Annotated in this window: 25 protein-coding genes; 11 read left to right on the plus strand and 14 right to left on the minus strand. The window is 69.3% G+C overall.

The genetic code is table 11. From position 1 onward, the window contains the following. Positions 1–57: 57 nt before the first annotated feature. Both AVP41_RS00280 and AVP41_RS16870 read left to right on the plus strand, forming a co-directional pair. Complete coding sequence (locus AVP41_RS00280; RefSeq protein ID WP_197464224.1) at positions 58–1,167, plus strand: SIR2 family protein; 1,110 nt, start codon at positions 58–60, stop codon at positions 1,165–1,167. Between the two features lie 645 nt (positions 1,168–1,812). After that, positions 1,813–1,935: a hypothetical protein gene (locus tag AVP41_RS16870; protein WP_231902691.1), complete on the plus strand. Its 123-nt coding sequence runs from the start codon at positions 1,813–1,815 to the stop codon at positions 1,933–1,935. A 31-nt stretch (positions 1,936–1,966) separates the two neighbouring features. On the opposite strand, the gene AVP41_RS00285 is transcribed toward AVP41_RS16870, so the two are convergent. Together AVP41_RS00285 and AVP41_RS16505 are read right to left on the minus strand one after the other, a co-directional pair. Next, the gene (locus AVP41_RS00285; protein ID WP_067159124.1) at positions 1,967–3,052 is read right to left on the minus strand and encodes a hypothetical protein; all 1,086 of its coding nucleotides are present in this window, start codon (positions 3,050–3,052) and stop codon (positions 1,967–1,969) included. A gap of 660 nt (positions 3,053–3,712) precedes the next feature. Further along, a complete protein-coding gene (locus tag AVP41_RS16505; protein WP_157532345.1) occupies positions 3,713–3,868 on the minus strand; it encodes a hypothetical protein in 156 nt (51 codons plus the stop codon). Between the two features lie 406 nt (positions 3,869–4,274). Here AVP41_RS16505 and AVP41_RS00290 point away from each other — a divergent pair, with 406 nt between their 5' ends. Then, positions 4,275–4,772 carry a hypothetical protein gene (locus AVP41_RS00290; RefSeq protein ID WP_231902631.1) on the plus strand — a complete coding sequence of 166 codons (498 nt, stop codon included), beginning with the start codon at positions 4,275–4,277 and terminating at the stop codon, positions 4,770–4,772. Between the two features lie 53 nt (positions 4,773–4,825). Next, a complete protein-coding gene (locus AVP41_RS00295) occupies positions 4,826–5,875 on the plus strand; it encodes a diacylglycerol/lipid kinase family protein (RefSeq protein ID WP_197464225.1) in 1,050 nt (349 codons plus the stop codon). A gap of 42 nt (positions 5,876–5,917) precedes the next feature. Here AVP41_RS00295 and AVP41_RS16510 read toward each other — a convergent pair whose 3' ends face one another. Further along, positions 5,918–6,082: a hypothetical protein gene (locus AVP41_RS16510; RefSeq protein WP_157532346.1), complete on the minus strand. Its 165-nt coding sequence runs from the start codon at positions 6,080–6,082 to the stop codon at positions 5,918–5,920. A gap of 174 nt (positions 6,083–6,256) precedes the next feature. Between AVP41_RS16510 and AVP41_RS00300 the strand changes: the two genes are divergently transcribed. After that, entirely contained in the window at positions 6,257–6,736 is a 480-nt protein-coding gene (locus tag AVP41_RS00300) for a hypothetical protein (protein WP_231902632.1), read from the plus strand. 146 nt (positions 6,737–6,882) lie between these two features. Here the strand turns inward: AVP41_RS00300 and AVP41_RS00305 are convergent, their stop codons facing one another. Together AVP41_RS00305 and AVP41_RS00310 are read right to left on the minus strand one after the other, a co-directional pair. Continuing rightward, on the minus strand, positions 6,883–7,800 hold the full coding sequence (locus tag AVP41_RS00305; protein ID WP_157532347.1) for a phosphatase PAP2 family protein: 918 nt from the start codon (positions 7,798–7,800) through the stop codon (positions 6,883–6,885). Positions 7,801–7,870: 70 nt separating this feature from the next. Beyond that, positions 7,871–10,582 carry a hypothetical protein gene (locus AVP41_RS00310; protein ID WP_067159130.1) on the minus strand — a complete coding sequence of 904 codons (2,712 nt, stop codon included), beginning with the start codon at positions 10,580–10,582 and terminating at the stop codon, positions 7,871–7,873. Positions 10,583–10,749: 167 nt separating this feature from the next. On the opposite strand from AVP41_RS00310, the gene AVP41_RS00315 reads away from it, so the two are divergent. Next, positions 10,750–11,928, plus strand: a complete 1,179-nt coding sequence (locus AVP41_RS00315; protein WP_067159133.1) for a MalY/PatB family protein — start codon at positions 10,750–10,752, stop codon at positions 11,926–11,928. A gap of 37 nt (positions 11,929–11,965) precedes the next feature. Here the strand turns inward: AVP41_RS00315 and AVP41_RS00320 are convergent, their stop codons facing one another. Then, positions 11,966–12,583 carry a helix-turn-helix domain-containing protein gene (locus tag AVP41_RS00320; protein WP_067159136.1) on the minus strand — a complete coding sequence of 206 codons (618 nt, stop codon included), beginning with the start codon at positions 12,581–12,583 and terminating at the stop codon, positions 11,966–11,968. Between the two features lie 57 nt (positions 12,584–12,640). Between AVP41_RS00320 and AVP41_RS00325 the strand changes: the two genes are divergently transcribed. Further along, positions 12,641–13,801 (plus strand): pyridoxal phosphate-dependent aminotransferase, encoded by a 1,161-nt coding sequence (locus tag AVP41_RS00325; protein ID WP_067159138.1) that lies wholly within the window; start codon positions 12,641–12,643, stop codon positions 13,799–13,801. A gap of 55 nt (positions 13,802–13,856) precedes the next feature. On the opposite strand, the gene AVP41_RS00330 is transcribed toward AVP41_RS00325, so the two are convergent. From AVP41_RS00330 to AVP41_RS00350, 7 genes are all read right to left on the minus strand, one after another. Then, complete coding sequence (locus AVP41_RS00330; RefSeq protein WP_067159141.1) at positions 13,857–14,402, minus strand: putative immunity protein; 546 nt, start codon at positions 14,400–14,402, stop codon at positions 13,857–13,859. 8 nt (positions 14,403–14,410) lie between these two features. Beyond that, entirely contained in the window at positions 14,411–14,572 is a 162-nt protein-coding gene (locus AVP41_RS16760) for a hypothetical protein (protein WP_197464226.1), read from the minus strand. Between the two features lie 20 nt (positions 14,573–14,592). Further along, a complete protein-coding gene (locus AVP41_RS00335; protein ID WP_067159144.1) occupies positions 14,593–14,868 on the minus strand; it encodes a metal-sensitive transcriptional regulator in 276 nt (91 codons plus the stop codon). Positions 14,869–14,954: 86 nt separating this feature from the next. Continuing rightward, complete coding sequence (locus AVP41_RS00340) at positions 14,955–16,646, minus strand: FAD-dependent oxidoreductase (protein WP_067159146.1); 1,692 nt, start codon at positions 16,644–16,646, stop codon at positions 14,955–14,957. Beyond that, positions 16,643–16,816: a hypothetical protein gene (locus AVP41_RS16765; RefSeq protein WP_197464227.1), complete on the minus strand. Its 174-nt coding sequence runs from the start codon at positions 16,814–16,816 to the stop codon at positions 16,643–16,645. The genes AVP41_RS00340 and AVP41_RS16765 overlap by 4 nt, the downstream gene beginning before the upstream one ends. A gap of 76 nt (positions 16,817–16,892) precedes the next feature. Further along, a complete protein-coding gene (locus tag AVP41_RS00345) occupies positions 16,893–17,585 on the minus strand; it encodes a response regulator transcription factor (RefSeq protein ID WP_067159149.1) in 693 nt (230 codons plus the stop codon). Then, positions 17,582–18,805 (minus strand): sensor histidine kinase, encoded by a 1,224-nt coding sequence (locus AVP41_RS00350; protein ID WP_197464228.1) that lies wholly within the window; start codon positions 18,803–18,805, stop codon positions 17,582–17,584. Before AVP41_RS00350 ends, AVP41_RS00345 begins: the two co-directional genes overlap by 4 nt. 230 nt (positions 18,806–19,035) lie before the next feature. On the opposite strand from AVP41_RS00350, the gene AVP41_RS00355 reads away from it, so the two are divergent. From AVP41_RS00355 to AVP41_RS00370, 4 genes are all read left to right on the plus strand, one after another. Next, positions 19,036–19,767 carry an ABC transporter ATP-binding protein gene (locus AVP41_RS00355; RefSeq protein WP_067159155.1) on the plus strand — a complete coding sequence of 244 codons (732 nt, stop codon included), beginning with the start codon at positions 19,036–19,038 and terminating at the stop codon, positions 19,765–19,767. After that, entirely contained in the window at positions 19,764–21,107 is a 1,344-nt protein-coding gene (locus AVP41_RS00360) for an FtsX-like permease family protein (protein ID WP_067159158.1), read from the plus strand. Before AVP41_RS00355 ends, AVP41_RS00360 begins: the two co-directional genes overlap by 4 nt. Positions 21,108–21,208: 101 nt before the next feature. Further along, positions 21,209–21,853, plus strand: a complete 645-nt coding sequence (locus AVP41_RS00365; protein WP_067159161.1) for a dihydrofolate reductase family protein — start codon at positions 21,209–21,211, stop codon at positions 21,851–21,853. A gap of 56 nt (positions 21,854–21,909) precedes the next feature. After that, entirely contained in the window at positions 21,910–22,854 is a 945-nt protein-coding gene (locus AVP41_RS00370) for an aldo/keto reductase (RefSeq protein WP_067159164.1), read from the plus strand. On the opposite strand, the gene AVP41_RS00375 is transcribed toward AVP41_RS00370, so the two are convergent. Beyond that, a complete protein-coding gene (locus AVP41_RS00375; protein ID WP_067159167.1) occupies positions 22,838–23,638 on the minus strand; it encodes a siderophore-interacting protein in 801 nt (266 codons plus the stop codon). The genes AVP41_RS00370 and AVP41_RS00375 overlap by 17 nt on opposite strands. Positions 23,639–23,719 lie beyond the last annotated feature (81 nt).

Below are 23,719 nucleotides of genomic sequence, written 5' to 3' on the forward strand. Positions count from 1 at the left end.
TTCGTGTCTGCCCGGCGTCGCTGGTGAGAGATGGGTCGCCGCTGCCATGCTGGTATCGTGCAGACGAATCTCGACGAGGCCCGTGAGTGGGTGGGGCGGGCGGGCGGGCGAGCCCTATTCCTCTTGGGCGCGGGAGCCTCTAAGCCTGCGCTTCCGGTCTCCGCTGAGCTCACTGAGATCGTGCTCGCGAGCATTGATGAGGCGACACTCAACTTCGCCGCTGAATCGCGGGTCCCGGAGCTCTGGCGGGATATTCGTCCGGTGCTCGCATCGATGGGCTCGAACATCGAGGATCTTTACCAAGCGGTCGAGACGCTAACCTATCAGGACTCTGACCCGACGCGGTTCTGGGTTAAAGGTTTCATGGAGTTCCCTACCTACGGCGGTAACACCGCAGAGCTGGCACGAGACGCTCAGTGGATCCTCGACATGATCCAGGGGCACGCCCTCGGCGCGCTTGATACCGCCCAGGCAGATGCTCCACTTGGTCACTTTGAGCCGTTGCTTCGTACCGCCAAGACGGGCATCGTCACGCTAAACTACGACCAGCTTATTGAGCGGGCTGGTGAGAAGTTCGGTGTCGAAGTCTCCACAGGAGCCGAGCTGTGGGATGGAGGCTTCCGGTGGCAATTCGGGACAGCAGCCGTGCATCTCCTGAAGATGCATGGCTCCATGACCTGGCGCAGCTCTCGATCCATCAACCATGAGAGCGGGAACCTCGTCCCGGCTGCCGGCTTCTATGAAACGAGCGGTCTCAACGAAGCTGCGCCCAATCGACGTCTGACCCCGACCGTCATCTTCGGATCGGGTCCGAAAACCACTCCCTTCTCGGCTTTCCCGGCGTTGACTCGTCAGTTCCACGACTGGCTTGAGAAATCAGAGTTGCTGGTCGTTGTCGGCTACTCCTTCCGCGATCAACATGTGGATGCGGCGATCCGCCGCTGGGCTTCGTTGTCACCGTCTCGTCGCATCGTCGTGATCGACCCTTATCCGCGTCGCCACATCCGCCAAGACGAGGACACCCTCGGCGGATTGCTTTGGGCGATGGATGCGGAGTACCGGACGCCGGACGCAGATGCTCCATCCGTGGCTGCCACCCTGGGAAAAAACCGGATGATCTTCCTGACCGGAGGCGTGGAGAGCCTCCTCCCAGCGCTAGTTGCTTAGCCTCTAAGCAACCGGGGCTGACCGCGATCTTCGGGTGATCGTTGCGACACGGATTTGCCTATCTCAGTGAGTTCGCTGGCGAACGGAGGAGGTAGGCGGTCGAAGCGGGGGACCAAAAGGGGACCAGAATCATGCAAACCATGCATGTCGTGACGTGTTCCGCACGCTCAGATCCCCGAAAACATGCGGATTTCGGTTCCATCGAAGCCGTCTGGACGCCTGGGGGTCAAGGGGTCGCAGGTTCAAATCCTGTCATCCCGACCGGAGAAAGCCCCGGAATCACGCAGGTACTGCGGGTTCCGGGGCTTTTGTCATGCCTCCCCCGGACGCCGCTGGCTGTCGCGTTCTCGTGCTCAGCATGTTCGAGTTGGACGAGTACGTCCAGGGGGCGCTCCGTGCTGGAGCGAGCGGCTTCCTGCGGAGAGACGCCCGGCCGGAGGAGATCCTCGACGCGATCCGCCGCACTCACAGCGGTGAGTCGCTCTTCGCGTCGGTGATCCTGACCACCCTCATCGAGCACTTCACGAGCCGCCCTCCGGCTCCCCGACGCCACCTGGACGGGCTCATCGAGCGCGAGACGGAAGTGCTTCGCTCGTCGCCCGCGGACTCTCTAACGACGAGATCGCCACGTCGCTCACCATCTCGATCAAGACGGTCAAGACGCACATCGGAAATCGGCTCGCCAAGCTGCACGCCCGCGATCGAACCCACCTCGTCATTACCGCCTACGAGACCGGGCTCATCGCTCCTTCGTGCGATCAGCCGTGAGGGCGGTGACGAGGGGAATCCGGCTCACTGCTCACGCAGGGAAGTCCTCGGCGGTCCAGACCCGGTCCGGGTCGACCCCCTCTTCGGGGACGCGGATGTCGTACCTCGACCCCCACCAGCTCGGACTGGTCGCCCTCACATTGATGAAGTGCGACGAGTCGACGGTCGAGTACCGGATCGTGATGGAGACACCGTGGGGACTGCGCGCATCGAGCTCCCTCGCCCCCCATTCATCCGTCATCACGTCCTGGGTGTCCCAGCCTGAGTCCTGCAGCGAGTCGGCGATGCCCACGAAGTCCGGCTCGCCGGCGGTTTCGTGCACGAACCTCGCGTCGAACGAATAGCAGTCGGTCGCTTGCGTCTCCCACGGGCAGTGTCCTGCTTTGGCGCGTGCCTCCGCGCCGGTCCAGCCGGTCGGCGAAATGAGGGCCCGCACGTCGGCGAGGTCGTGTTGCAGGGTCGTGTATCGCTCCTGGTCGAGCTCGTGGCGGGCGTCGCGGTCTCTGCCCTCCGCTGCGGCGTGGGTGTCCCCGTTCGCATCCAGCGCCGATGCACCCAGATGAACGCCGGTCACGCAGATCGCGATCAGCAGAGCAGGCATCGCGCACGCCGCGACCCAAGCCACGATCACACCGGCTCGGCTCGGCTTGCTGAGTGGCATCCCCGCCCTGGCGCGGTGGGCAAGCACGAGCGCGATCGTGATTACGGCAGCCCAGGCAAGCGTTCCCGCCAGAGCCCCGCCCGTCACGAGCACCGCATCGATGGCGGACGGCAGTCTCTCACCGGTCAGTGAGTTCAGGATCGACGGCAGCGGCGCGCTGTCTGTCACGCCGGGCATCGCCGCCCCCACGCACGTCCACCCCCACCAGATGACGAAGAGAAGCGGCACGATCGGCAGCGGGGCGCTCTGGTAGCCGCACTTGCGGAGCAGGAAACGCGGGAGGGCTGCGAGCAACGCGAAGGCGGGGATGATCACCACGGCGCCATAGATGAGGAACGAGCTCTCCCACCCGCCATTGCCGAACAGCCCGTGAAAGCAGACGAACGCGGGCACGAGCCAGTTCATCCACGGCCAGACCGCCCACACGAATCGAGCGATCGACGGCTCTGCGCCCATCGACGTAGGCGGCGAATGCGATCCCGTCCATCGAGTCTCTGTCCACATCGACGAATCAGTCATGCCCGCCCCTTTCGCTCGCCTCATCCGCTCGGTCATTCTGGAGCGCAGCTGAATCGGGCCGCGAGCGGACGTCCAGCGGGTCGGGGCTGTCGCGGTGTACAGACATACTCGCGAGACTATGCCGACCGGCGGTCGGAGGCGCGCAGCTCGGCCCTCTCCGGCCTCTTCGCCGGCCCGATCAGCTTGCAGGACGGCTCCTCCGCCCGGCCGCCAGCTGGCGACGTGCCCTTCTCCACACTGCCGATGGTCGGGCTCAACTCGGCAGGCTCGTCATCGCCGATGACATCGCTTACATGACACTCGTCCCTCTGCTGGCGAGCTAACTGACGATCTTCATCGCCGCCTTCGAGAAAGACCCGACGGGAGTCATCTGGACAGCGGGTGAGGACGGCTACCCGATCGGCTGACTTTGGATCGTTGCCCTCTTCATCCCGTGCTCATCGCAGCAGGCCTCATCGCGGCGGTACAGGTCAAGCGACAGCGTGCACAGCGTCGGCGACGGCGGGCGTTGCGCGCCGCGCAAGGGTCCAGCTCATAGCGGAGGCACTCGACCGGTCATGAGGAGCGCCGGACGCAGAGACTTGGCCACGCGCGGGCTCAGAACGCGACGTCGATGGTGCCGCTCGCTTCGATGACCGCGCGCACCTGGTCGCTCGTGAACGCTGCCTTCAGCGCCTCTGTTGCTGCGCTATCGGCGTCCTCTTCGCGAACGGCGACGTGCAGTGCGAAGTGGTCGTCGAGCTCGGTGATCAAGCCGTCTTCGCTGGGTGGGTGGTCCGAAGAGTGGACGCTCCTGTGCCCAGAGATCGCCGGGGTCGTTGGACTCCGCCCAGCACTCGAACGAGATCTCTGCGAGTGCGCGATCGTCCTCCGGGACGGCCTGCCGGAGTACGGTCATCACGCAAGAGTAGGAGGCGCCTCGCGTCGGCGGCGAGACTCTGCTGCCCGCGCAGGAGGCCCTGTGTTTGAGTTCACCCTGCACGTGCGGGATGGCCCTCGTGGTTCTGCGGTTGCACGGACGTCCGCGCACGGGGTCGATGCGCGGCGACCCATGTCGCCATGCGGTGACGTGATTCAATCATCCGTGGTCGGTGCGTACAGCCCTGATCGGTTCTGGCGAACCTGTGAGGCGCACATCTTCGAGGCGTACCGTCAGGTCATGGAGACACAGACACGAACGAGTGGTGGAGACACCGCGACGCTGGGCCTGGGATCGGTGCTGGTGGGTTCGTTGCCTGCTGCCCTGATGACAGATGAAGCCCCCGACCGTTACACGGTGGAGGCGGTGTTCACCCGTCGACCCGAACGGGACGAGATTGAGCAGATCCTCGGCAGCGAGACTCGAGCTCGTCTGGCGAGTGCGGGCTACCCGGCCGTCGAGGTGGCGATCTCGGACCGTCGGCTGGAGATCGCGAACACGAATCTCGAAGAGCTGCGCGACGGACTCGGGAGCGTGCTCGCTGACCGGCTCGCGGAGATCAGTGCGGGTGTCCGCGCCACACGGGACGCGGCGGCGGGGCGCTTCCGGGATGCGGCTGTTGTCGAGCAGGCCAGGGCGGCTTCTGTGACGGCTCTCGCGGGCTCGGTGACGTTCCTCACGTCCGAGGATGACGGGCCGAGGCGGGGAAGCACGGTCGGTCAGCCAACCGGCGGATGACGGCGCGCAGACTAGCGGTCCAACCGTCGCCGGTCCCTCGTCCTCATCGGTCGATGACCGCATCGGGTCCGCCCGCGATGGGGCGCAAGCGCGCCGCAGTCGTCTACCATCCGGCGAAGACCCCTCTGGACCGTCTTCGCCGGGTCGTCGCGGAGCACGAGAGCCGACACGGATGGGTTGAGACGTGCTGGTTCGAGACCAGCAGTGACGACGCGGGGCTGGCCGCCGCCGCGGATGCTCTCGCGACGTCTCCGGATGTCGTGATGGTCGCCGGGGGCGACGGCACGGTCCGCGCCGTCGCCGACGTGATGCAGGGAAGCGGGGTCCCGATCGCACTCGTGCCCCTGGGCACCGGGAACCTCCTCGCCCGCGACGTCGGTGCGGCCCTCAATGACATTCCCGCCTGCGTGGCTGCAGCGTTCTCGGGCGAGGACCGGAGAGTGGATGTGGGGGTGGCGGAGCTCGAGGACGAGGCCGGTGCCCGGAGCACGCGCGCGTTCATGGTCATGGCCGGCATCGGGCTGGACGCCGAGATGGCGGAGAAGACGAACACGGTGGCGAAACGGCATCTCGGCTGGTTCGCCTACGTCACGCCGATCGCCCGGTCTGTCATCGCGAACAAGCTCTTCCACCTCGACTACCGCGTCGATCAGGGAAGGGTGAGGTCCACTCGCGCGCACACCGTCATCGTCGGCAACTGCGGAACGCTGACGGGGAACATGCTCCTGATCCCGGCCGCGGTGATCGACGATGGCTTGCTGGACGTGGTCATGATGCGCCCGAGCGGGCGTCTCGGATGGGCGCGGATCGGGACACGCCTCACCCTGCAAGGCATCGCCCGCCGATCCCGGGTCAGCCGGAGACTGCTCCAGGGAGTCCCGGACCTTCATTCACTCGCCTACGTCCAAGGACGCCAGTTCGAGGCGCGATTCGATACCCCGCATGTCATGGAGCTCGACGGTGACAGCTTCGGTCGCGTCAGTCGAGTGCGAGTCACTGTTCGCCCTGGTGCCCTGCGACTGCGAAGTGCTGCCGGATCGAGCGCGGGGGAGGAGCCCACATCCGACCAGCCGTTGGGCGGCGCGCAAAGTCCGCGATCCTGACCCGCGGACAGCGACCCGCGTTCGACCAGCCGGACGGGTGGATTACGCCTTGGTGCGCTTCGCGCGTTGCCGGAGGATCCCGAAGATGAGGGTGCCGACGAAGAGCACGATTCCGATGATGGCCAACCAGAGCAGGCCCTCGAACACGAATCCCACGATCGACAGCACCACCCATGCCACGAGCAAGATGAGAAGGACTGTCCACATGTTGCTCACCCTACGCCTGATCGACGGAGGAAAGCGGAGATCGGCAATACCCGATCACGTAGGCACAGTGGGCCGGGGTCCCGGTGGACCCCGCTCAGCGCTCCCACAGAAGGGCGTGAGAGAGTGGGAGTGTGCTTCAGTCTCCGTGACGGATACACGTCGAGAGGAGCGCGCATGCCCGCGTGGTGGGAGCAACTCCTTCATATCTTCGTGGGACGGGTCAGCCGCCACGATGACCTTCCCGATCTTCGGGGCCTGCCCTCGCGAGCGGTCGTCCTCGAGCGGACTCACTACCTCGTGAACGATCGTGAGCGACACGGGCGGGAGCGCCGCGCCTACGTTCTGAGAGGCGAGCGAGACGCCGTTGACGTTGCCGTGTTCTCCAACGGTCGTGGCGTGGGGTACTTGTCCGCCCGTATCGCGGCCGAGATCCGCCCCCTCCTCACCCAGATCGGCGGCGCCGCCATCGTGAACGGTGCCGGAGCGAGGACCGGGAGCATCCGGCTGTGGGTGGATCTGCCCGAGCTGAGCGCGCTTCGTGAGTTCGTGCACAAGGGCGCGGGTCACATGCCTCCGGTCGGTGGAGGCGCGCGCGACGAGGCGGGAGTGGAGTCGGACAGGCAACGGTTCTCTCGTCTCAGTCGGTCGGGATGACCCTGCCTGATCGCGCTCACATCGGGTGAGGTTCGCCGCCGTGCAGGATATGCCGCGTACCTGTCGATGACGCTGAACACGGCCACGCCGAGGCACGATGCACGGATGCTCGCGTCGTCCGCGAATGCCCGTGCCTCTCGTGCAGATCAGCGGGCGCCCGCGGCCACCGTTCCCGTGGCCGTCTCGTCGACGTCCCCGGACGAACCCCGCTGGAGATCGCCCACCCATGACCGCACGACGAACACCACGCGGAGGACGAGCAGTGACGCCGCGGCTCCCGCGATGCCGTCGATGGCGGTGACCCAGGGCAGGGCTCCCCACGCGGCGACGATGCCGGCAGCAACGACCAAGACGACCAGGGCGGGAAGCATCCACGCGCGCGGCGGGGCGGCGTCGGTGGAATCGTCGGGCACCTCATCGGGTCGCGCCGCGGACGCCGGCGGCTTCCGGAGCCCCAGGTGCGCGACAGCGCCGGTCCACGTGATCACCGTGATGGTGAGCAGCGCCGCGCCGATGATCTCGCTGGGGCGGTGGTTGCCGATCACGACGATGGCGGAGGTGGCCAGTGCCATCCACACCCCAACGACAGGCGCGACCCAGCGCGTCCAGCTCCGGGGCACCACGATGAGGAGTGCTGCGGCGATCACGAGCACGACGACCGCGTGGCCGCTCGGATAACTGACGGCGTCGTCACGCGAATCCACCAGCAGCGGACGGTCGAAGATCCTCTTGAATCCCTCGGACGCCAGGACCGCTCCCGGAATCGCCACGGCAACCCAGACGGCCGCGCGCCACTGCCTTCTCGCGGCCGCGACGGCCACGGCCAGGAGCGTTCCCACGATGATCGTGGCGCGATCGTAGGAGAGGGGCGGAAGGTCGTGCTGGCGGAGCCAGTAGCCGACGGTGTCGAACACCTCGTACGTCCACGCCCACCCGTTCTCCAGGGACTGCCCGACCGCCGTCAGGTTGAAGAAGAGGTACAGGACGAAGAAGAGCGCGAAGGCGACGAGGCCCACCATGGTCATCCCGCCCCGCCCCGAGAAGCGGGTGCGAGAGTGAGGCATCCTGCCAGCCTATGCGACCCGGCCCCGGCGAACCCCGCGATCGCCGGGGCCATGGCGGGTCGAGCCCGCCTCAGCTGTACGAGCGGATGAAGGTCAGGGCGCGTTCGGTCACCGAAGCCTCGCGTGCCGTGAGCGAGTCGATCACGGCGCTCATGCGCTCCACGCGGGCACGCCACTCCGGTCCGCGCTGTTCACGGCGGGGGAGTCCCTCCAGAGCCTGCACTTCCCGCCAGGCGGTGAAGAGGACGGTCTCGTAGAGCTGCTGATCGGCTTCGGCTGCCTGCCCGCGGTGTCCATCGGCGTTTCCGAGCACGGCGATGGCATCCAGTCTCGACAGGTCGAGGCCCAGCGCCAGTGCGTTCAGCCTTTCGCGGAGCGCGCGCAACTGCGCGCGAGCTCTTCGCGAACCGGCGTCACGGCGCACGATCTGCAGGAGCGACCACGCGATCATCGCGAGCGCCTGCACGCCGGTCCACGTCGCGAGGGCGACGGTCCAGTAGAGCGCGGTCGGCGAGACACCGGCGAGCCGAAGGTTGTTGTACTCCATCTCTCTGCCGAGGTCTGCCAGTCTCGACGCCACGAGCCAACCGGCGGGGACCAGCGAGTCGCTTCCGGGTTGGTTGTAGAGCGGGGGTTCGGTCGCGACGAAGTGGTAGGCCCCCAGCCTGCTCTTCGTGCCCGTGCTCAGCGTTCCGGTGAGGGGGAGACCGACGCCGTAGGAGCCGTCGTCCCTCACCCAGAGGGGGAGGATCGCGTGGCCCTCGCTCACCTCCCCAGTTACCGGATCGATGGTGTCCGGGTAGGCCGAGGCCACCTCGCTCTTGATGCGCGCATAGACGTCGATAACCTCGAAGTAGTCGAACTGCACGCGACGCTCAGAGCTCTCGTGCGGGCGCACGGTGAGATAGTCGTCCATCGGGAGAAGCGCGACGACGAGTTCGAGATCCTCCGGCAGCAGTGCGGCGTCGGAGCGCTTCGCGATCGACGCCATCGCCTCCCGTACGAAGTCGACCGACAGCGTCTCGATGTTCGCGGGGTGCCGCTCGCCGTACGTCGGGTCTGCATAGGGCGGCAGAAGGGCCGGATCGCCCACGAGCTCGAGCGCTGCCAGCGGTCGGTCGCCGACGAGAGGGCGTCCGTACGTCGCGTCGCCCGCTTCTCGGGCGGACGTCGCCAGGAAGCCCGCTATCAGAGCGATGATGACGGGGAACCCGATCACGGCGAGAGGAACGAAGTCCGGCGCCAGCGTGTCCACCCTCTTCGCGGGCAGCGGCGTCGGGGGTGTGCCGCTCTTCGCCTCCTCGATGGCCTCGATCAGCATCAGGACCCGTTCGGCGTGGTGAACCGGCGGCCGGGTTCGGCGGTGAGCGAGATCGAGCGACGCGCGCAGCTCGTCGAGGGTCTCCGTCTTGCCGCCCGTGGCGAGGCGGACCCGGGCGCGCACTCGCTCCTCTCCCGGCCCGGCCGCGACGCGAGCGGCCTGCGCACTCCCCGCGCGCTTCTTCAATCGGCGCTCGACCTTCGTGAGCGTCGCGACCAGTCGCGCTTCCGCCTGCCGCCACCGGGCCAACAGGTCCGCATGGCGGACGACGACCTCCGGGCCGCTCTCGGACCCGAACGCGGTGTCCGCCTCCCGAACCAGGGCGAGGAGGTCGCCTCGTTGCCGGCTCAGAGTCTCGACCTCGCCGTCGGAGATCAAGCCGCGGTGCGTCAGGATGTCGTCGATCGCGAGCGTGGTGGGCAGGGCGATCTGTCCGAGAGCCGTGCCGCCTGTGCCATGTCCGACGCGAAGTGAAGATGCGGCCACCAGGGCATCCGCGCGCCGACGAAGAGCGGCCGCACGGGCGGCGAAACGCGACAGCTCCAGAGGCTTCTCGGGTGCTCCTCGCTCGTGCACCGACGCGCGAGGATCCAGGATCTCGCGAGTGAGCACTTGCTCCTCGTGCGCGAGTCGGAGGCTCTCGTCGCGGACCGCTGACCAATCGGCGTGGAGTCGCTTCCTCACCTCTGTCGCGACGGTCCGCGCGCGGCCGCGGGAAGAGCGGCCCAGCTCGGCGTCAGCGATCTGCACCTGGGCTTCGAGAAGATCCAGCTCCAGCACGACCCGGGCGAGCTCCAGTCGCGCGTGGGAGAAGATCCTCTTCCGGCGTCGCTCCCGGGACAGATGTCGGGCCCAGAGCACTGTCATCAGCAGCGCGAGGAGCAGCGGCAGCGCGGCGATCGACACCCAGAAGACGGGCGACCGGGTGCCGCCGTCGAACGCTCGGGATGCCGCGGTCATCGCCGCGCCCACGACCGCGCTCGGCCCCAGCCCCTGTGTCAGGTTATTGAGGTAGGTCTCGCGGATGTCGGATGCCGCCGCGTAGTTGGGCTTCCCGTCGTCGTTCGAGGCGAGCTTCGCCACGGAGGCGCGAGGGACGTCGGGGAGCACGAGGTCGGGGTCGTCCTCGTCGATTCCCACCGAGAGCATGACGTCGACTCCCCGCGGGAACTCGCCGTGCTGGGATTCCCGCCACGTCAGTTCCCGCTCGACGACCAGGATCGTGAACGGCTCGTAGCTCAGAGCGCGACCCTTCGCGGCGGCATCCACCGTCTCCTGCGTGATCCCGTGGGGAAGGCCGTCGTCGACGAGGAAGGTGATCGCGTGGTCGGGCTGCGCGAGAATGCGGGCCTGCGCCACCTGGCCGAGCCCGGCGGAGAGTGCCGCGAGAGCCACCGCCACCACGGGCACCAGCCACCTCGTGCGGTGCAGGCGCTCGGACAGACGACGCTTTCCAGCCATCCGTCGATGCTATTGGTCGCCGCGGTTTGCGACGCACGCTGCGCCCGGCCGGTCGGCCGGCCGGCCCCGGTAGATCCCACGTTCGGTACCTTCCAAAGGGCGACACCGACCGGGCGAGTTCCCGCCGGTGGCGTGGCTTCCGCACCCGAACCGAGGAGTGACGACACATGAACGAGTTCGCGCGCCGCGTCGACGCCATCACGATCGAGCAGTTGCGATCGACGGGCGCGACGAAGTGGGCGGCGGGCGACGGCACGCTGGGAGCCTTCGTCGCCGAGATGGACTTCGGCATCGACCCGAGAATCACCGCGGCGCTCCACCGCGCGGTCGACGACGGTTCGTTCGGGTACATGCCGCGCGGCCTCTCCGTCGACCTCTCGGAAGCGACCGCCGAGTTCCTCGCTCGGCGATACGGCTGGCAGGTCGCGGCGTCCGATGTCTTCCCGGTGCCCGACGTGATCATGGCGCTGGAACTGGCGATGGAGCACTGTGCGGCGCCGGGGTCGAAGATCATCGTGCCGACGCCGTCCTACATGCCGTTCCTCTCGGTCCCGCCGCTGCGCGGGCGCGAGGTGATCGAGGTTCCCCTGGCCGTGCGCGACGGGCGGTACGAGTTCGACCTCGAGGTGCTGCAGCGTGCGTTCGACGACGGCGGCAACCTGCTCCTGCTCTGCAACCCGTACAACCCCGTGGGGCGCGTGTTCCGCCGGGACGAGCTCCTGGCGATCTCCGAGGTGGTCGAGCGCAACGGCGGACGTGTCTTCTCCGACGAGATCTGGGCGCCGCTCGTCTTCACCGGCGCGACGCACATTCCCTACGCCACGGTGTCGCCGGCGGCGGCGGAGCACACGATCACCGCGATGAGTGCGTCGAAGGCGTGGAATCTGCCGGGGCTGAAGTGCGCCGAACTCGTGCTCTCCAGCGATCGCGACCGCGCCGTGTGGGAAGAGATCGGCCCCTTCGCCGGTCACGGCACGAGCAACCTCGGGGCGATCGCCAACGCCGTGGCGTTCCGGGAGGGTGACGCCTGGCTCGCCGACCTCGTGCCGTACCTCGAGCAGAACCGCGACACGCTCCTGAGCCTCCTCGCCGAAGAGATCCCGGATGCGTGGATGCCGAAGCCCGAGGGAACGTATGTCGGGTGGGTCGACTTCCGACACCTCGGGGTGGGAGACGAGCCCGCGGATTTCTTCGCCCGCGAGGCATCCGTCGCGCTGACCGAGGGATCGATGTGCGGGGCCGCCGGCGCGGGATTCGCCCGGCTCATCTTCGCCACCCCGCGCCCGATCCTCGAGCAGATCGTCCGCCGGCTCGGGCGGTCGCTGCGCGAGCTTCGGCTCTCCTGAGGCGATCGTCCGCGCGTCCTCAGCCGCACCCCGCGGATCAGCTGCTGCGCTCGCCGCTCGGGTCCGCCTCGCCGGTCCCCACGGGGTAGCGCATGACGAGGACCGTGCTGCTGCGCTCGGCCCGCCCTTCGTAGACGTGATCCCGATCGCCGGGAAACGTGTGACTCTGCCCGGCGACGAGGCGAACGGGCGCGTCGGTGCTCCCGACGGCGATCTCGCCGTCGACGACGGTGATGCTCTCGATGACGCCGACAAGATGGCGCCGAGACTCCCGCCGTCCTCGACGGACGACCATCCGATAGACCTCGACGATCTCGGCAGGCTCGCTCCATCGCCCCAGGAGTTCCGCGTCGACGTTCTGTCCGTGCGCACCGGGCGCTGCGTGCCGATCTTCCGCAGGCCCGGCGGCGTCCGCGACGAGCAGATCGCCGAGCGGCACCGACAGGGCGGTCGCGATGGCGAACAGCGTGTCGAGCGTCGGATTGCGGCGCCCGCGCTCGAGCTCCGAGAGCGTCCCCTTTCCCAGCTGTGTGGTGGCGGCGAGCGCCGACAGCGAGACGCCGCGTGCCGTCCGCAGATCCCTGATCCGATGCCCTACGGACGTGGAGAGCGCGGAGAGCTCCGTGCGGGCCGTGTGTGAGGAGCGCGGAGGCATGGGGATAGCCTATCGTTCCATAAACAGAACGATATGAACTGAGTGAAAGGAGCCCTCATGACCGTCAGCCGTCTGCAGCACATTCCGGGCATCGGGGTCGACCACGTCGGCGACCGGGCGGACCGGTCGAACGACCCCGAGATCCTGAGGCTCGAGAACCTCGACACCGACATTCGCCCGCCCGCGGTTGCGCGAGAGCGGACGAAAGCGGCGGTCGATGAGGACGAGGCGAACAGCTACCTGCCGTTTCAGGGCGGTGTGTCGCTCCGCCGAGCCGCGGCCGCGCACGTCGGCCGGCAGGCCGGGCGCACGTACGATCCCGTCCGCGAGTGCGTCATCACGGCCGGTGGCCTCAACGGCATCCTCAACACCCTGCTCGCCATCGTCGAGCCCGGCGACGAGGTCGTGATGGTCGACCCCATCTACGCGGGTCTGGTCAACAGGGTTCGGCTGGCGGGTGGCGTCCCGCGATTCGCGCCTCTCACGCCGACCGCTCGGGGGTGGGAGATCGATCCGCAGGAACTGGCCGCCGCGGTCACGACGCGCACCGCGGCGGTGCTCATGATGTCACCCGCCATGCCCACCGGGTCGGTGCTGAGCCGGCCGCACTGGGAGGCTCTCGCGCAGGCGCTCGACGGGCATCCTGCCTGGCTGATCTACGACGCCGCCATGGAGCGGATCCGGTTCGACGATGCCGAGCGCGTTCATCCCGCACAGGTTCCCGGACTCGCCGAGCGGACGATCACCGTCGGCGCCGCCTCGAAGGAACTCCGGATGATCGGTTGGCGGGTCGGGTGGGTCGTCGGGCCCGAGCGCATCCTCTCCGACATCAACCTCGTCGGACTGAGCAATGTCGTCTGTCAGGTCGGCCTCGCTCAAGAGGCGGTCGCGGCAGCGCTCTCCGCTCCCGACGCCGACGACGACGTTCAGCGTGCGGTGGACACGTGGCGACGGCGACGTGACGTGATCCTGGCCCAGCTGGCGGGACTGCCGGTGGTTTCTCCCGACGGAGGCTGGTCGCTCCTCATCGACACGACGCAGATCGGACTGTCACCCGCCGACGCTTCGGAACTGCTGTTCACCCGGGGAAAGGTCGCCGCGACCCCGATGCCCGGCTGGGGTCCGTCGGGCGACGACTACCTGCGCCTCGTGTTCGCCAACGAGCCGGTGGAACGACTGCGGGATCTGCGCGCCCGCTTCGACGCGGCATGGGGGTGAGGAGCGCCGATCGACCGCGCGCGATCCAGGCGGCCGGTGGGCCCCACGGTGCGGCTCAGTCCACGCGCAGCGCTGTCTGGATCTCGCGGATCGTCTCGCCCAGCACTCCTGCCGCGAGGAGTCCCTTCCCCAGGGGCCCGGCCAAATCCTCGCCCAGGCGGGGGAGCCGGCGCAGCGCCGCCATCGCCTCCGGGCTGACCTGGCACAGTTGCCACCGGATCTCCGACGGGCGCGCATCGGGGTCGTCCGGCCGGGCCAGCGCGACCGCCTTCGCCGCGTAGGCGGCAGCTCCCAGCGCATGCGCACCCATGTGCGCGACGCCGGCGGCCTGGGCGGCGGCGCGGGCGGCTGCCATGCCGGCGGGGCTCGTGGCGCTGTGAGCGGCGCGTCCGGCGACGAGGCGGCGCTGGATCTCGCCGGCGGCGGTGAGCTCACCGCGCGCGAAGGCTCGGCTACGGGCTATTGCGTCGCGCGGGCGATCATCGTCGGGTGCCTCGGCCTCGAACAGCGGGAGCACGCGCTCGGCGCAGTCCGCCGCCCAGGCAGCGACCACGCGCCGTTCTGTCTCTCCGAGAGCCTGCGGGGAAAGGGAACGGGCCATCTCAGCGCTCAGCGCCCGAAGAGCTTGGCGAACAGGCCCGTGGCCTTCTCGCGCTCGTGTCCCGGGCAGCGCTGGGCCACGGGCACGCCGCGCATGACCTGGTCGACGTGCTGACCGCATCCGGACCAGGTGGTCTTGCCGCACTTCCGGCACGAGACCGCGTAGCACATGGGTTCTCCTTCACTGGTGCTCAGGCGAGCATGAGGAAGAGCTTCTCGAGCTCCTCGGTCGTCAGACCCTGTTCGTCGCGAGCGCTCTCGGGGTCGGTGATGCAGTCCTTCATCGCGGTCGAGACGATTGTAAAACCGGCGCGGTCGAGCGCGCTGGAGACCGCCGAAAGCTGAGTCACGATCTCGCGGCAGGGCCGTTCGTTTTCGACGGCTGCGATGACGGCGTCGAGCTGGCCGCGGGCGCGGCGCAGGCGGTTGAGGATGCGCTTGTGCGCGTCGGCGTCAGTGGTGGTCATGGTGCGTCCCTTCAGAGCGAGCAGCGGATGTCGATGGGGTGTCCCTCATTGTGGTCGTGCGCGGTCACGGGTCCGGTGCCGCGTCGCTACGCCGTCGCGAGCACAGCGGAGCGGTCCAGGACGTCGCGCTGTCGTTCGCCGAGCCAGGCTCGCAGCGTCAGCATGCCGCCGGAGAGCGAGGCGGAGTCGATGCCGGCGTGCATCAGCACCCGGTGCGCGATCGCCGACCGCACGCCCGACTGGCACAGGACGCGCACGGGGCGGTCGCTCGCCGCGTCCCGCACCTCGTCGAGGCGCTCTCGCAGCTCGGTGTGCGGGATGTGGAGCGAGTCCGGGATGAAGCCCGCGTCGAACTCGGCGCGGGTGCGGACGTCGAGGATCAATGTGTCCTCCCGCACCTCATCGAGCTCCTCCGGATACCACAGTCGCAATGCGCCGGAGAGGACGTTCTCGCCGACCATGCCGACGAGGTTCACGGGGTCCTTCGCCTGTCCGTAGGGCGGCGAGTAGGCGAGATCGAGATCGATGAGGTCGTCGACGCGCATTCCCGCGCGGATCGCCGTCGCCAGCACGTCGATCCGCTTGTCGACGCCCTCGGCGCCGACGGCCTGCGCGCCGAGCAGAAGCCCGTCGGCGCTGCGGATCTGGATCAGGAGATGCACCGGGGCGGCGCCGGGGAAATAGCCCGCGTGCTGGTTGGGGTGCAGATGAAGGGTGCGGTAGTCGATGTCCGCCTCGTCGAGCGCGGCGCTGTTCGCGCCGGTGAGGGCCGCCGTCAGCTCCCCGACCCGAACGATCACCGTGCCGATCGGGTGGGGAACGGGCCGCGCGCGCTCGGGGCGGAGGATGTCGTCGGCGATCAGGCGCCCGGCACGGTTGGCCGGCCCGGCAAGGGCGACGGGGCGACGGGTGCCCGTGACGGCGTCGACCGACACGGTCGCATCGCCCACCGCCCACACCCCCGGAGCGGACGTGCGACCGTGTGCATCCACGACGATCGCGCCGCGCTCGCAGGCGATCCCGGCGGCGGCGAAGGGGGCGGTGTCCGGACGCACGCCGACGGAGAGCACGATGATGTCGGCGGGCAGCCGAGTGCCGTCGGCGAGCACGACCGTGTCGGCGTCCTCTCCGTGCTCGACGCTCGCTGCGGCGATCCCCGTGTGGACCTCCATCCCGAGGCTGCGCATCTCCTCCGTGATGAGCCACGCCAGCTCCGTCTCCAGCGGGGGCAGCGGATGCGGTGCGAGCTCGACCACCGAGACGTTCAGGCCGCGCTGCGCCAATGCCTCGGCGGCTTCGACGCCGATGAAGCCCGCGCCCAGCACGACGGCCCGCTGGGCGCCCGCGAGCACGTCTTCGCGGAGGGCGATGGCATCTTCCACCGTGCGCAGCGTGCGCACGCGCGGGGAGTCGATGCCCGGCAGCGGCGGACGGAGCGCCGAGGCGCCGGGCGCGAGCACCAGTGCGTCGTAGGCGAGCTCTTCGTCTCCGTGCTCGGTGTGCACCGACACGGTCTTCGCGGCGGTGTCGACGGCCGTCACCTCGCTGCCGGTGCGAACGTCGAGAGCGAGGGCGGCACGGAGGGTCTGCGGAGTCTGCACCAGGAGCGATCGCTCCTCGGGGATCTCGCCCCCGACGAAGTAGGGGAGACCGCAGTTCGCGAACGAGACGTGGGCGCCGCGCTCGAGCACCACGATCTCGGCGCTCTCGTCGAGTCGGCGTGCGCGAGCGGCGCAGCTCATCCCTCCGGCGACGCCTCCGACGATCACGATCCTCATCGCGCGACCTCCTGGCCAGCGCCGTGCCGGACCTCTGCGTGATCGTCCGCCCGGTCATGCCCGGGGCAGCGCTCCTCGTCGGGAACACCGCGCAGCGCCTCGTCGACGTGCTGACCGCACCCCGTCCACGCCGCCTTGCCGCACTCCGTGCACGTCACCCTGCTGCACATGGCCCCTCCTCTTCTCGTAAACCCCTAGGGGTATAGCAAAGATACCCCTGAGGGTATCTGAGCGCAAACGTGCGGGTCAGGCGCGGGTGGCGAGCCCGAGCTCGTACCCGAGGATGACGGCCTGCACGCGGTCTCGGAGGGCGAGCTTCGCGAAGATCGCGTTGACGTGGGACTTGACCGTCGAAGGAGCGAGCACCAGCGCGTCGCCGATCTCCGCGTTGCTGAGCCCCCTCACGATCGCGGCGAAGACGTCCCGCTCGCGGGGGCTGAGGATGTCGAGCACCGCCTCCGCGTCCTCCGCCCGAGTCGGCGACCGCTGCAGATAGTGCTCGATGAGCTTCGACGTCAGCCGGGGTGCCGCGACGGCGGACCCGGAGGCGACGGTCTTCACCGCGTCGATCAGGGCCGCCGGCTTCGTGCTCTTGAGCAGGAAGGCGCTGGCGCCGACCCGGAGAGCACCGAACGCGTACTCGTCGAGATCGAACGTGGTGAGGACGATGACGCGCGCCCCGGGGTGTCGCTCGGCGATGACCCCGGTCGCGGTCAGACCGTCCATCACAGGCATGCGGACATCCATCAGCACGACGTCGGGACGAGTACGAGCGACGGCGGCGATGGCATCCACGCCGTTTCCCGCTTCGGCGACCACCTCGATCTCGTCGTCGGAGTCGAGGATGAGGGCGTTGCCGGTGCGTTCCAGCGGCTGGTCGTCCACGACCACGACGCGGATCGTGTCGAGTCGCCCGTCGTTGCTGCCGGATTCCGTCATGCGGCGTCCTGTCGCAGGGGGATCGACACACGCGTGCGCCATCCGTTGCCAGGAGCGTCTTCTCGACGGGGGATGGGACCCGCGGCGAAATCGCCCCCGAACGCCGCAGCGCGTTCGCGCATGGCGCGGAGCCCGACGCCGGCGCCGACGCTCCGCGGCGTGAGCGCGCCGTTGCCGTTGTCGGTCACCGAGACGATCACCTGGCCGCCGTCGGTAGACAGCCGCACCTCCACGTAGGTGGCGTCATGGGCGTGACGGAGGGCATTGGTGAGGGACTCCTGGACCACCCGGTACACCGTCGTCCGCAGCGCCGGATCGCTCAGCACGTTCTCGCGCACGTCCTCATCGTCCGTGACGAGCGCCACCGGCAGCCCGGCCGCCCCGAAGACGTCCACGAGCTCCTCGAGGGAGGGCAGGTTGTATCCGGAAGACTCCAGGTCTCGATCCAGGCCGGCGTCGTGCTGGCGGAGGACCCGTAGGATGCGCTGCATCTCCTCGAGGGCGCGGGCCCCGACCGTCCCGAGCTGGTCGAGCGCGCTGCGGGCGCGTTCGGGGTGCTTCTCCCAGGCGGCCGCGGCGCCGCCCGCCAGGGCGACCATGACCGTCACGGAGTGGGCGACGACGTCGTGCATCTCGGCTGTGATCCGCGCGCGCTCGGCCGCCGCCGCGCGCTCCTCGCGGAGCTGGACGACCTCCTCGATCGCCGCACGACGCGCGCGGCCGGCTCGCACGGCGACGCCGAGCGCGCAGGCGGCGAGCGAGGTGGGGGAGAGGAACAGGGCCGGCCAGTCCTCGCGCATGCCCAGCGCGACGGCGAGCCCGGTGGTGAGGACGACGACCGCGTGACTCAGCACGAGGCCGACGACCACCGTTCGCAGCCGCGCGTGGGCGGCCAGAGTGAACAGCGCGAAGAAGCTCTCCAGGAGCGCCGGCGTCATCCCGTGGGCCGACACCGGGTTCAGTGTCGCGAGCGCGACGACGATCAGCAGCACGGCGAACGGCGCCGTGCGTCGCCACCAGAATGCGGTCGCCACGGCGCACGCGCACAGGTAGCCGAGCCAGGCGTGCGCGGGCGAGGTGAGCAGGAGTGCGGCGAGGGTGGGAGCGGTGCACGCCAGGATCACGAGCGCGTCGGCGATGCGCGGACGCTCGTGGAACCAGCGCGCGAGCGCGGGACCTCTCAGGATCGGATCGTCGAGCACCGCTCGGGCATGCGTCATCGTTCCTCCCGCCTCCCCGTCGCGATCCATTCGCCCGGGCGGAGCCGGTGCCAGGCTCGGGGTTCCTCCTTTCGACGGTATCGAGACGGTCGGCCGGTGACCACCACCCGCGGGTGGAGATGCGGGTGGTACCGGGGGCTCGGACTTCGGCCTGTGGGCGGTGTCCCCGGGCCGCCGTCGGTCCATAGCCTTGCCGGTATCGCACGACCGCCGACCGTCGGGAGGCCCGCATGACCACCGTTCCCCGCCATGACACCGCGGGCGCCGGAGAGCGCCCGGGATGGATTCTCCGGGCCCGGGGAGCCAGCAAGTCCTTCGGTCAGACGCCCGCATTGGTCGACGTCGACGTCACGATCGCTCCGGGCGAGTCCGTGGCCATCATGGGGCCGAGCGGCTCGGGGAAGTCCACGCTCCTGCACGTGCTCGCGGGGATCCTCGCGGCCGACACCGGCACCGTGATCCTGAGCCGGCCCGACGGTAGCGGGCACGACGACCTCGCGACGCTCTCCGACGCGGAACGCTCGTCCTTCCGGCTGCGGCGCTTCGGTTTCGTGTTCCAGCAGGGGATGCTGCTGGCCGAGCTGACCGCCGCGGAGAACGTCGCCCTGCCGCTCCTGCTCACGGGAGCCTCGCGAGCCGACGCCGGTCACCGGGCCGACGCCGAACTGGCGCGCCTCGGGCTGGCCGGGCTCGGTGCGCGCCGCATCGGTCAGCTCTCGGGTGGCCAAGCCCAGCGTGTGGCGATCGCTCGGGCGCTCGTCGGCGGGTCGAGCCTGATCTTCGCCGACGAGCCCACCGGCGCGCTGGACTCCCACACCGCCGACGAGGTGCTCAGTGCGCTCCTGGCGACGGGGCGCGACGCGAACCGAGCCTTGGTGCTCGTCACGCATGACCACGGGGTGGCCTCTCGCTGCGACCGGATCATCCGGCTACGCGACGGACGGATCGAGGCTGACGCATGAACGCTCGCCCCCTCTTCCTGCTGATCCGACCACACCGAGGCGCGGCCGTCATCACTGCGCTGCAAGTGCTCGCGTCGGGGCTCACGGCTCTGCTCACCTTCGCGGTGGGGATCCTCGCACGCGCGTACGCGACGGTCCCGACGGAGGAAGTCGGCTACCAGGTGCTCGCGTTCGGGCTCGTCGCCCTCCTGGTCGTCCCGCTCATCACGCTCGGGAGCGCCGCCGCGAGGCTCGCCGCCCGCAGCCGCGACGACCGGCTCGCCACGCTGCGACTGCTGGGGCTGACCGCTGCGAGGGTGCGCCGTCTTGCCGTCGCGGAGGTCACCCTCATCGCGACGGTGGGGGTTGCGCTGGGCTCCCTTCTCTCCACCTCTCTGCCCCTCGCGCTCGCCGCTCTCTCGGTGTACGGCGAACCGTTGCGGCCGTCGGAGCTGTGGTTGCCGTGGTGGGTGTGGGTGACCGTCCCGCCGACTCTCGTTGCCATCGCGGGGCTGAGCGCGTTGCTCGGCCTCCGGCGCGTGGTGCTGTCTCCGCTGGGGGTGCGTCTGCGCCAAGACGCGCCGCGCCTGAGTATCTGGCGCGTCGTGATCGCCGTGGTGGTTCTCGGCGTTGCGGTGCTGGTGACGCAGCTGATGTCACCGGGGTGGGGTGTGGTCGTGTTGCTCGGCGCCCTCACCGCGGTCGTGATCGCCGTGATGGCCGTGCTCGGGGTCGTGGGTCCGTTCCTGGTCAGCCTGGTTGCGCGGATGACGGCGTCGAGTACGTCGGATCCGGCGCGCCTGGTCGCCGCGCGGGGAATCCAGGACGATCCCCGCGCCGCGTGGCGTGCCGTGTCCACGCTGGCAGTCGCCACGTTCATCCTGATCCCGGCCGGCTCGCTGCTCGGCTACCTCGACACCATCAGTCGCAGCGTCAGCCGAGAGATCATGACACACGACCAACTGTCGATGTTCGCCGACGCACGCACGATGTTGCTCGTGCTCGTCGCACTGTCGTTCGTCGTGGTCGCCTGCCAAGTGGCGATCACGCAGACCGCTGCGATTCTGGAGAATCGCGAACTCTACGTGGCACTCGACCGCATCGGCATGCCCCGCGCGAGCATCGATCGGATGCGTCGCCTGCGGGTGGCGATCTCTGCGAACATCGCGGTGATCGGTGCGGCCGTGGCTGCCGTCGCCGTGACTCTCATCCTCGTCGCGATCGCCGTCGCCGTGGCACCACTGTTCGTCGTGGCCATCGCCGTGCTGTTGGCGCTTGGCCTCCTGCTGATCCGAGGTGGCGTCGCCCTCACCGGCCCCGTGCTCTGGCGAGTGCTCGCGGCACCGGAGCGGGGAGAGTGAGACTCCCGCGCGACCGCGGCCCGGAGTAGGTTGTGCTCGGTGCCCGATCGCCGGCACCCCGGCGGACAGTCACCGCCCTCACGAGTCGGAGGAACGCTGAGATGACGCGTGTGCGCATGGACCTGTTCACCTCGCTCGACGGGTATGTGCCGTCCGATCCGACGCCCGACGCGCCGATGGGGGAGGACTGGGGTCGTCTCACGTCCGCATACGTCGCGACCCGCACGTTCCGCGAGAGGGTCTTCGGTGACGCCAGCGGCGAGGGGACGACGGGCATCGACGACCGGTACGGGGCCGCGTTCTTCGAGGGGATCGGCGCCGAGATCATGGGCGCCGGCATGTTCGGGCTCCATTCCCATCCCGACGATCCCGACTGGCGGGGCTGGTGGGGAGAGAGACCTCCGTTCGGCACCCCCGTCTACGTGCTCACCCACACGGCTCCCCGCACATCGCTGTCGATGGACGGCGGCACGACGTTCCATTTTCGAGCCGCCCCGATCCAGGACGTGCTCGCGGAGGCCAGAGAGGCCGCCGGCCGGCTCGACGTTCGCATCGGCGGCGGATACCGCACCGCGAGGGAGTTCCTGCGCGCGGAGCTCGTCGACGACCTGCACCTCATGATCACGCCGGTCTTCCTCGGCCGAGGACATCGCCTCTGGGACGACCTGCGCGGCCTCGATCAGACGCACCGCGTGGCGACCGAGGTCGCCGAGAGCGGTGTGATCCACCTCACGGCGACGCGATAGCGGGTCACTGCCGACCAGCTTGACCTGGAGCGCGCTCCAGCATCCACGATGGCGTCATGACCACTCACGATGACAGCCCGCAGATCGTCCTCGGCACCATGGACTACGGCACGCGCGTGGACGAGCGCACCGCCTTCCGTCTCCTCGACCGGTTCGTGGAGGCCGGCGGATACTGGCTCGACACCGCCAACTGCTACTCGTTCTGGACCGACCCGACGGGCCTCGGCGGTGCCAGTGAACGCGTGCTCGGCGCCTGGCTGCGGGAGAATCCCGGCGTCCGGTCCCGCGTGGGGATCGCCACCAAGGTGCGCCAAGACCCCCTGGTGGCGCACGCGTGGCCCGAGAGTGCGGAGGGACTCTCCGCCGACGCCATCCGGCGGGGCGTGACCGGCAGCCTCGAGCGGCTGGGCATCGACCACGTCGATCTCCTCTGGGCGCACGCGGAGGACCGGAGCGTCCGTCTCGAAGAGACGGTCGCCGCTTTCGGTGAGGTGGTGGCCGGCGGGAGGGCGACACGGATCGGCGCCGCCAATCACGCCTCCTGGCGCGTTCAGCAGGCCCGAGGCATCGCGCGCGACCTGGGGGTCGCGTCGTGGTCGGCGCTGCAGCTGCGGCACTCACTCGTGCAGCCCCGACCGGGCACCACCGTGCCCGAGCAGGGACACAAGTTCCTCGAGCCGGACGACCTCGACTTCGCCCAGTCCGAGCGTCTCGCATTGTGGTGCTACTCCCCGCTCATGATGGGGGGCTACACCCGCGACGACCGGCCGTTCTCACCGGCATACGCCCACCCCGGCACGGATCGGGTTCTGCGGGTGCTCGCCGAGACCGCCGCGGAGCTCCGTGCCACCCCCAACCAGGTCGTGCTGGCCTGGATGATGGCGCAGGGCATCTCACCGATCGTCGGTGCCAGCCGGATGGAGTACCTCGAGGAAGCCCTGGCTGCACGCTCCCTGACGCTGTCGCCGGAGCACCTCCGCCGATTCAGCGACGCGCGCTGACCGCGCGGCGACGCCTCGTGGTGCGATCGGGCTCGGGGCGGTTCCAGTAGCCCACGACCTTGAAGCGATCGGGGGCGATGGCGAGCTCACGATGGAGGTACTTGCGAGCGTCGCGCAGCGCCGCGGTCTCACCGGCCACCCACACGTACCCGGTGTCGAAGGGGAGGGAGCGAGGTGCCTCGCCTCGCACGATCTCGCCGATCCTGCTCGGCGTGGCGCCGTTCCCGCCGATCACGGCGGTGACCTCCACGTGGGGGCGTTGCGGAATCAGGTCGGCCTCCTCCTCGCTCAGCACTTCCACCACCACGCGGGTACGAACCGTCGCGGTCGCATCTTCCACGATCCGCGCGATGGCGGGGAGACCGGTGAGATCGGCGGCCAGGAACTGCCACCGGGCGTCGGCCGGGAGCTCGTACAGCGCGGTGGGAGAGTTCACCCCGAGGACGTGTCCGGGCTGTGCGCGCGACGCCCAGGGCCCCGCCACTCCGTCGTCGTGCACCACGAAGTCCACGTCGATCTCCCCCGACTCCGGGCGCGCCGCGCGGATCGTGTAGGTGCGCATCGGCGCCTCGGGGGCGCCCTCGGGAGTCTTCCACCAGTCGCCGTCGGGCTCGGGCAGCACCACGTCGGTGGGGTCCTCGCCGTGCGGGAAGAACATGCGGACGTACTCGTCGCCCGAGCCGGTGCTGAGGAATCCCGCCAGACCGGGTCCACCGAGCGTGACGCGGACGAGGTGCGAGGACAGAGGGACGACGCGTGTGACGACGCCGCGGTGGATGATCATGGGTTCTCCTTGGTGGGGGTGGTTTCTCCGCCGCGGTGACGACGGAAGGGGATGGTGTGCGCCCGGCGAGCCGGGCGCCGG

Origin of the sequence: Microbacterium sp. TNHR37B, from assembly GCF_001620065.1 — a bacterium.
Taxonomy (GTDB): Bacteria; Actinomycetota; Actinomycetes; order Actinomycetales; family Microbacteriaceae; genus Microbacterium.

Coding starts and splice junctions, on each gene's coding strand:
- AVP41_RS16765 (WP_197464227.1), bottom strand. CDS start 16,816: ATGTGCAGCAGGGTGACGTGCACGGAGTGCGGCAAGGCGGCGTGGACG.
- AVP41_RS00375 (WP_067159167.1), bottom strand. CDS start 23,638: ATGATCATCCACCGCGGCGTCGTCACACGCGTCGTCCCTCTGTCCTCG.
- AVP41_RS00330 (WP_067159141.1), bottom strand. CDS start 14,402: ATGGCCCGTTCCCTTTCCCCGCAGGCTCTCGGAGAGACAGAACGGCGC.
- AVP41_RS00290 (WP_231902631.1), top strand. CDS start 4,275: ATGGAGACACAGACACGAACGAGTGGTGGAGACACCGCGACGCTGGGC.
- AVP41_RS00325 (WP_067159138.1), top strand. CDS start 12,641: ATGACCGTCAGCCGTCTGCAGCACATTCCGGGCATCGGGGTCGACCAC.
- AVP41_RS00320 (WP_067159136.1), bottom strand. CDS start 12,583: ATGCCTCCGCGCTCCTCACACACGGCCCGCACGGAGCTCTCCGCGCTC.
- AVP41_RS00345 (WP_067159149.1), bottom strand. CDS start 17,585: ATGACGGAATCCGGCAGCAACGACGGGCGACTCGACACGATCCGCGTC.
- AVP41_RS00365 (WP_067159161.1), top strand. CDS start 21,209: ATGACGCGTGTGCGCATGGACCTGTTCACCTCGCTCGACGGGTATGTG.
- AVP41_RS00340 (WP_067159146.1), bottom strand. CDS start 16,646: ATGAGGATCGTGATCGTCGGAGGCGTCGCCGGAGGGATGAGCTGCGCC.
- AVP41_RS00335 (WP_067159144.1), bottom strand. CDS start 14,868: ATGACCACCACTGACGCCGACGCGCACAAGCGCATCCTCAACCGCCTG.
- AVP41_RS00285 (WP_067159124.1), bottom strand. CDS start 3,052: ATGGGCGCAGAGCCGTCGATCGCTCGATTCGTGTGGGCGGTCTGGCCG.
- AVP41_RS00355 (WP_067159155.1), top strand. CDS start 19,036: ATGACCACCGTTCCCCGCCATGACACCGCGGGCGCCGGAGAGCGCCCG.
- AVP41_RS00315 (WP_067159133.1), top strand. CDS start 10,750: ATGAACGAGTTCGCGCGCCGCGTCGACGCCATCACGATCGAGCAGTTG.
- AVP41_RS00295 (WP_197464225.1), top strand. CDS start 4,826: ATGACCGCATCGGGTCCGCCCGCGATGGGGCGCAAGCGCGCCGCAGTC.
- AVP41_RS00350 (WP_197464228.1), bottom strand. CDS start 18,805: ATGACGCATGCCCGAGCGGTGCTCGACGATCCGATCCTGAGAGGTCCC.
- AVP41_RS00300 (WP_231902632.1), top strand. CDS start 6,257: ATGCCCGCGTGGTGGGAGCAACTCCTTCATATCTTCGTGGGACGGGTC.
- AVP41_RS16760 (WP_197464226.1), bottom strand. CDS start 14,572: ATGTGCTACGCGGTCTCGTGCCGGAAGTGCGGCAAGACCACCTGGTCC.
- AVP41_RS00370 (WP_067159164.1), top strand. CDS start 21,910: ATGACCACTCACGATGACAGCCCGCAGATCGTCCTCGGCACCATGGAC.
- AVP41_RS00310 (WP_067159130.1), bottom strand. CDS start 10,582: ATGGCTGGAAAGCGTCGTCTGTCCGAGCGCCTGCACCGCACGAGGTGG.
- AVP41_RS00305 (WP_157532347.1), bottom strand. CDS start 7,800: ATGCCTCACTCTCGCACCCGCTTCTCGGGGCGGGGCGGGATGACCATG.
- AVP41_RS16510 (WP_157532346.1), bottom strand. CDS start 6,082: ATGTGGACAGTCCTTCTCATCTTGCTCGTGGCATGGGTGGTGCTGTCG.
- AVP41_RS00360 (WP_067159158.1), top strand. CDS start 19,764: ATGAACGCTCGCCCCCTCTTCCTGCTGATCCGACCACACCGAGGCGCG.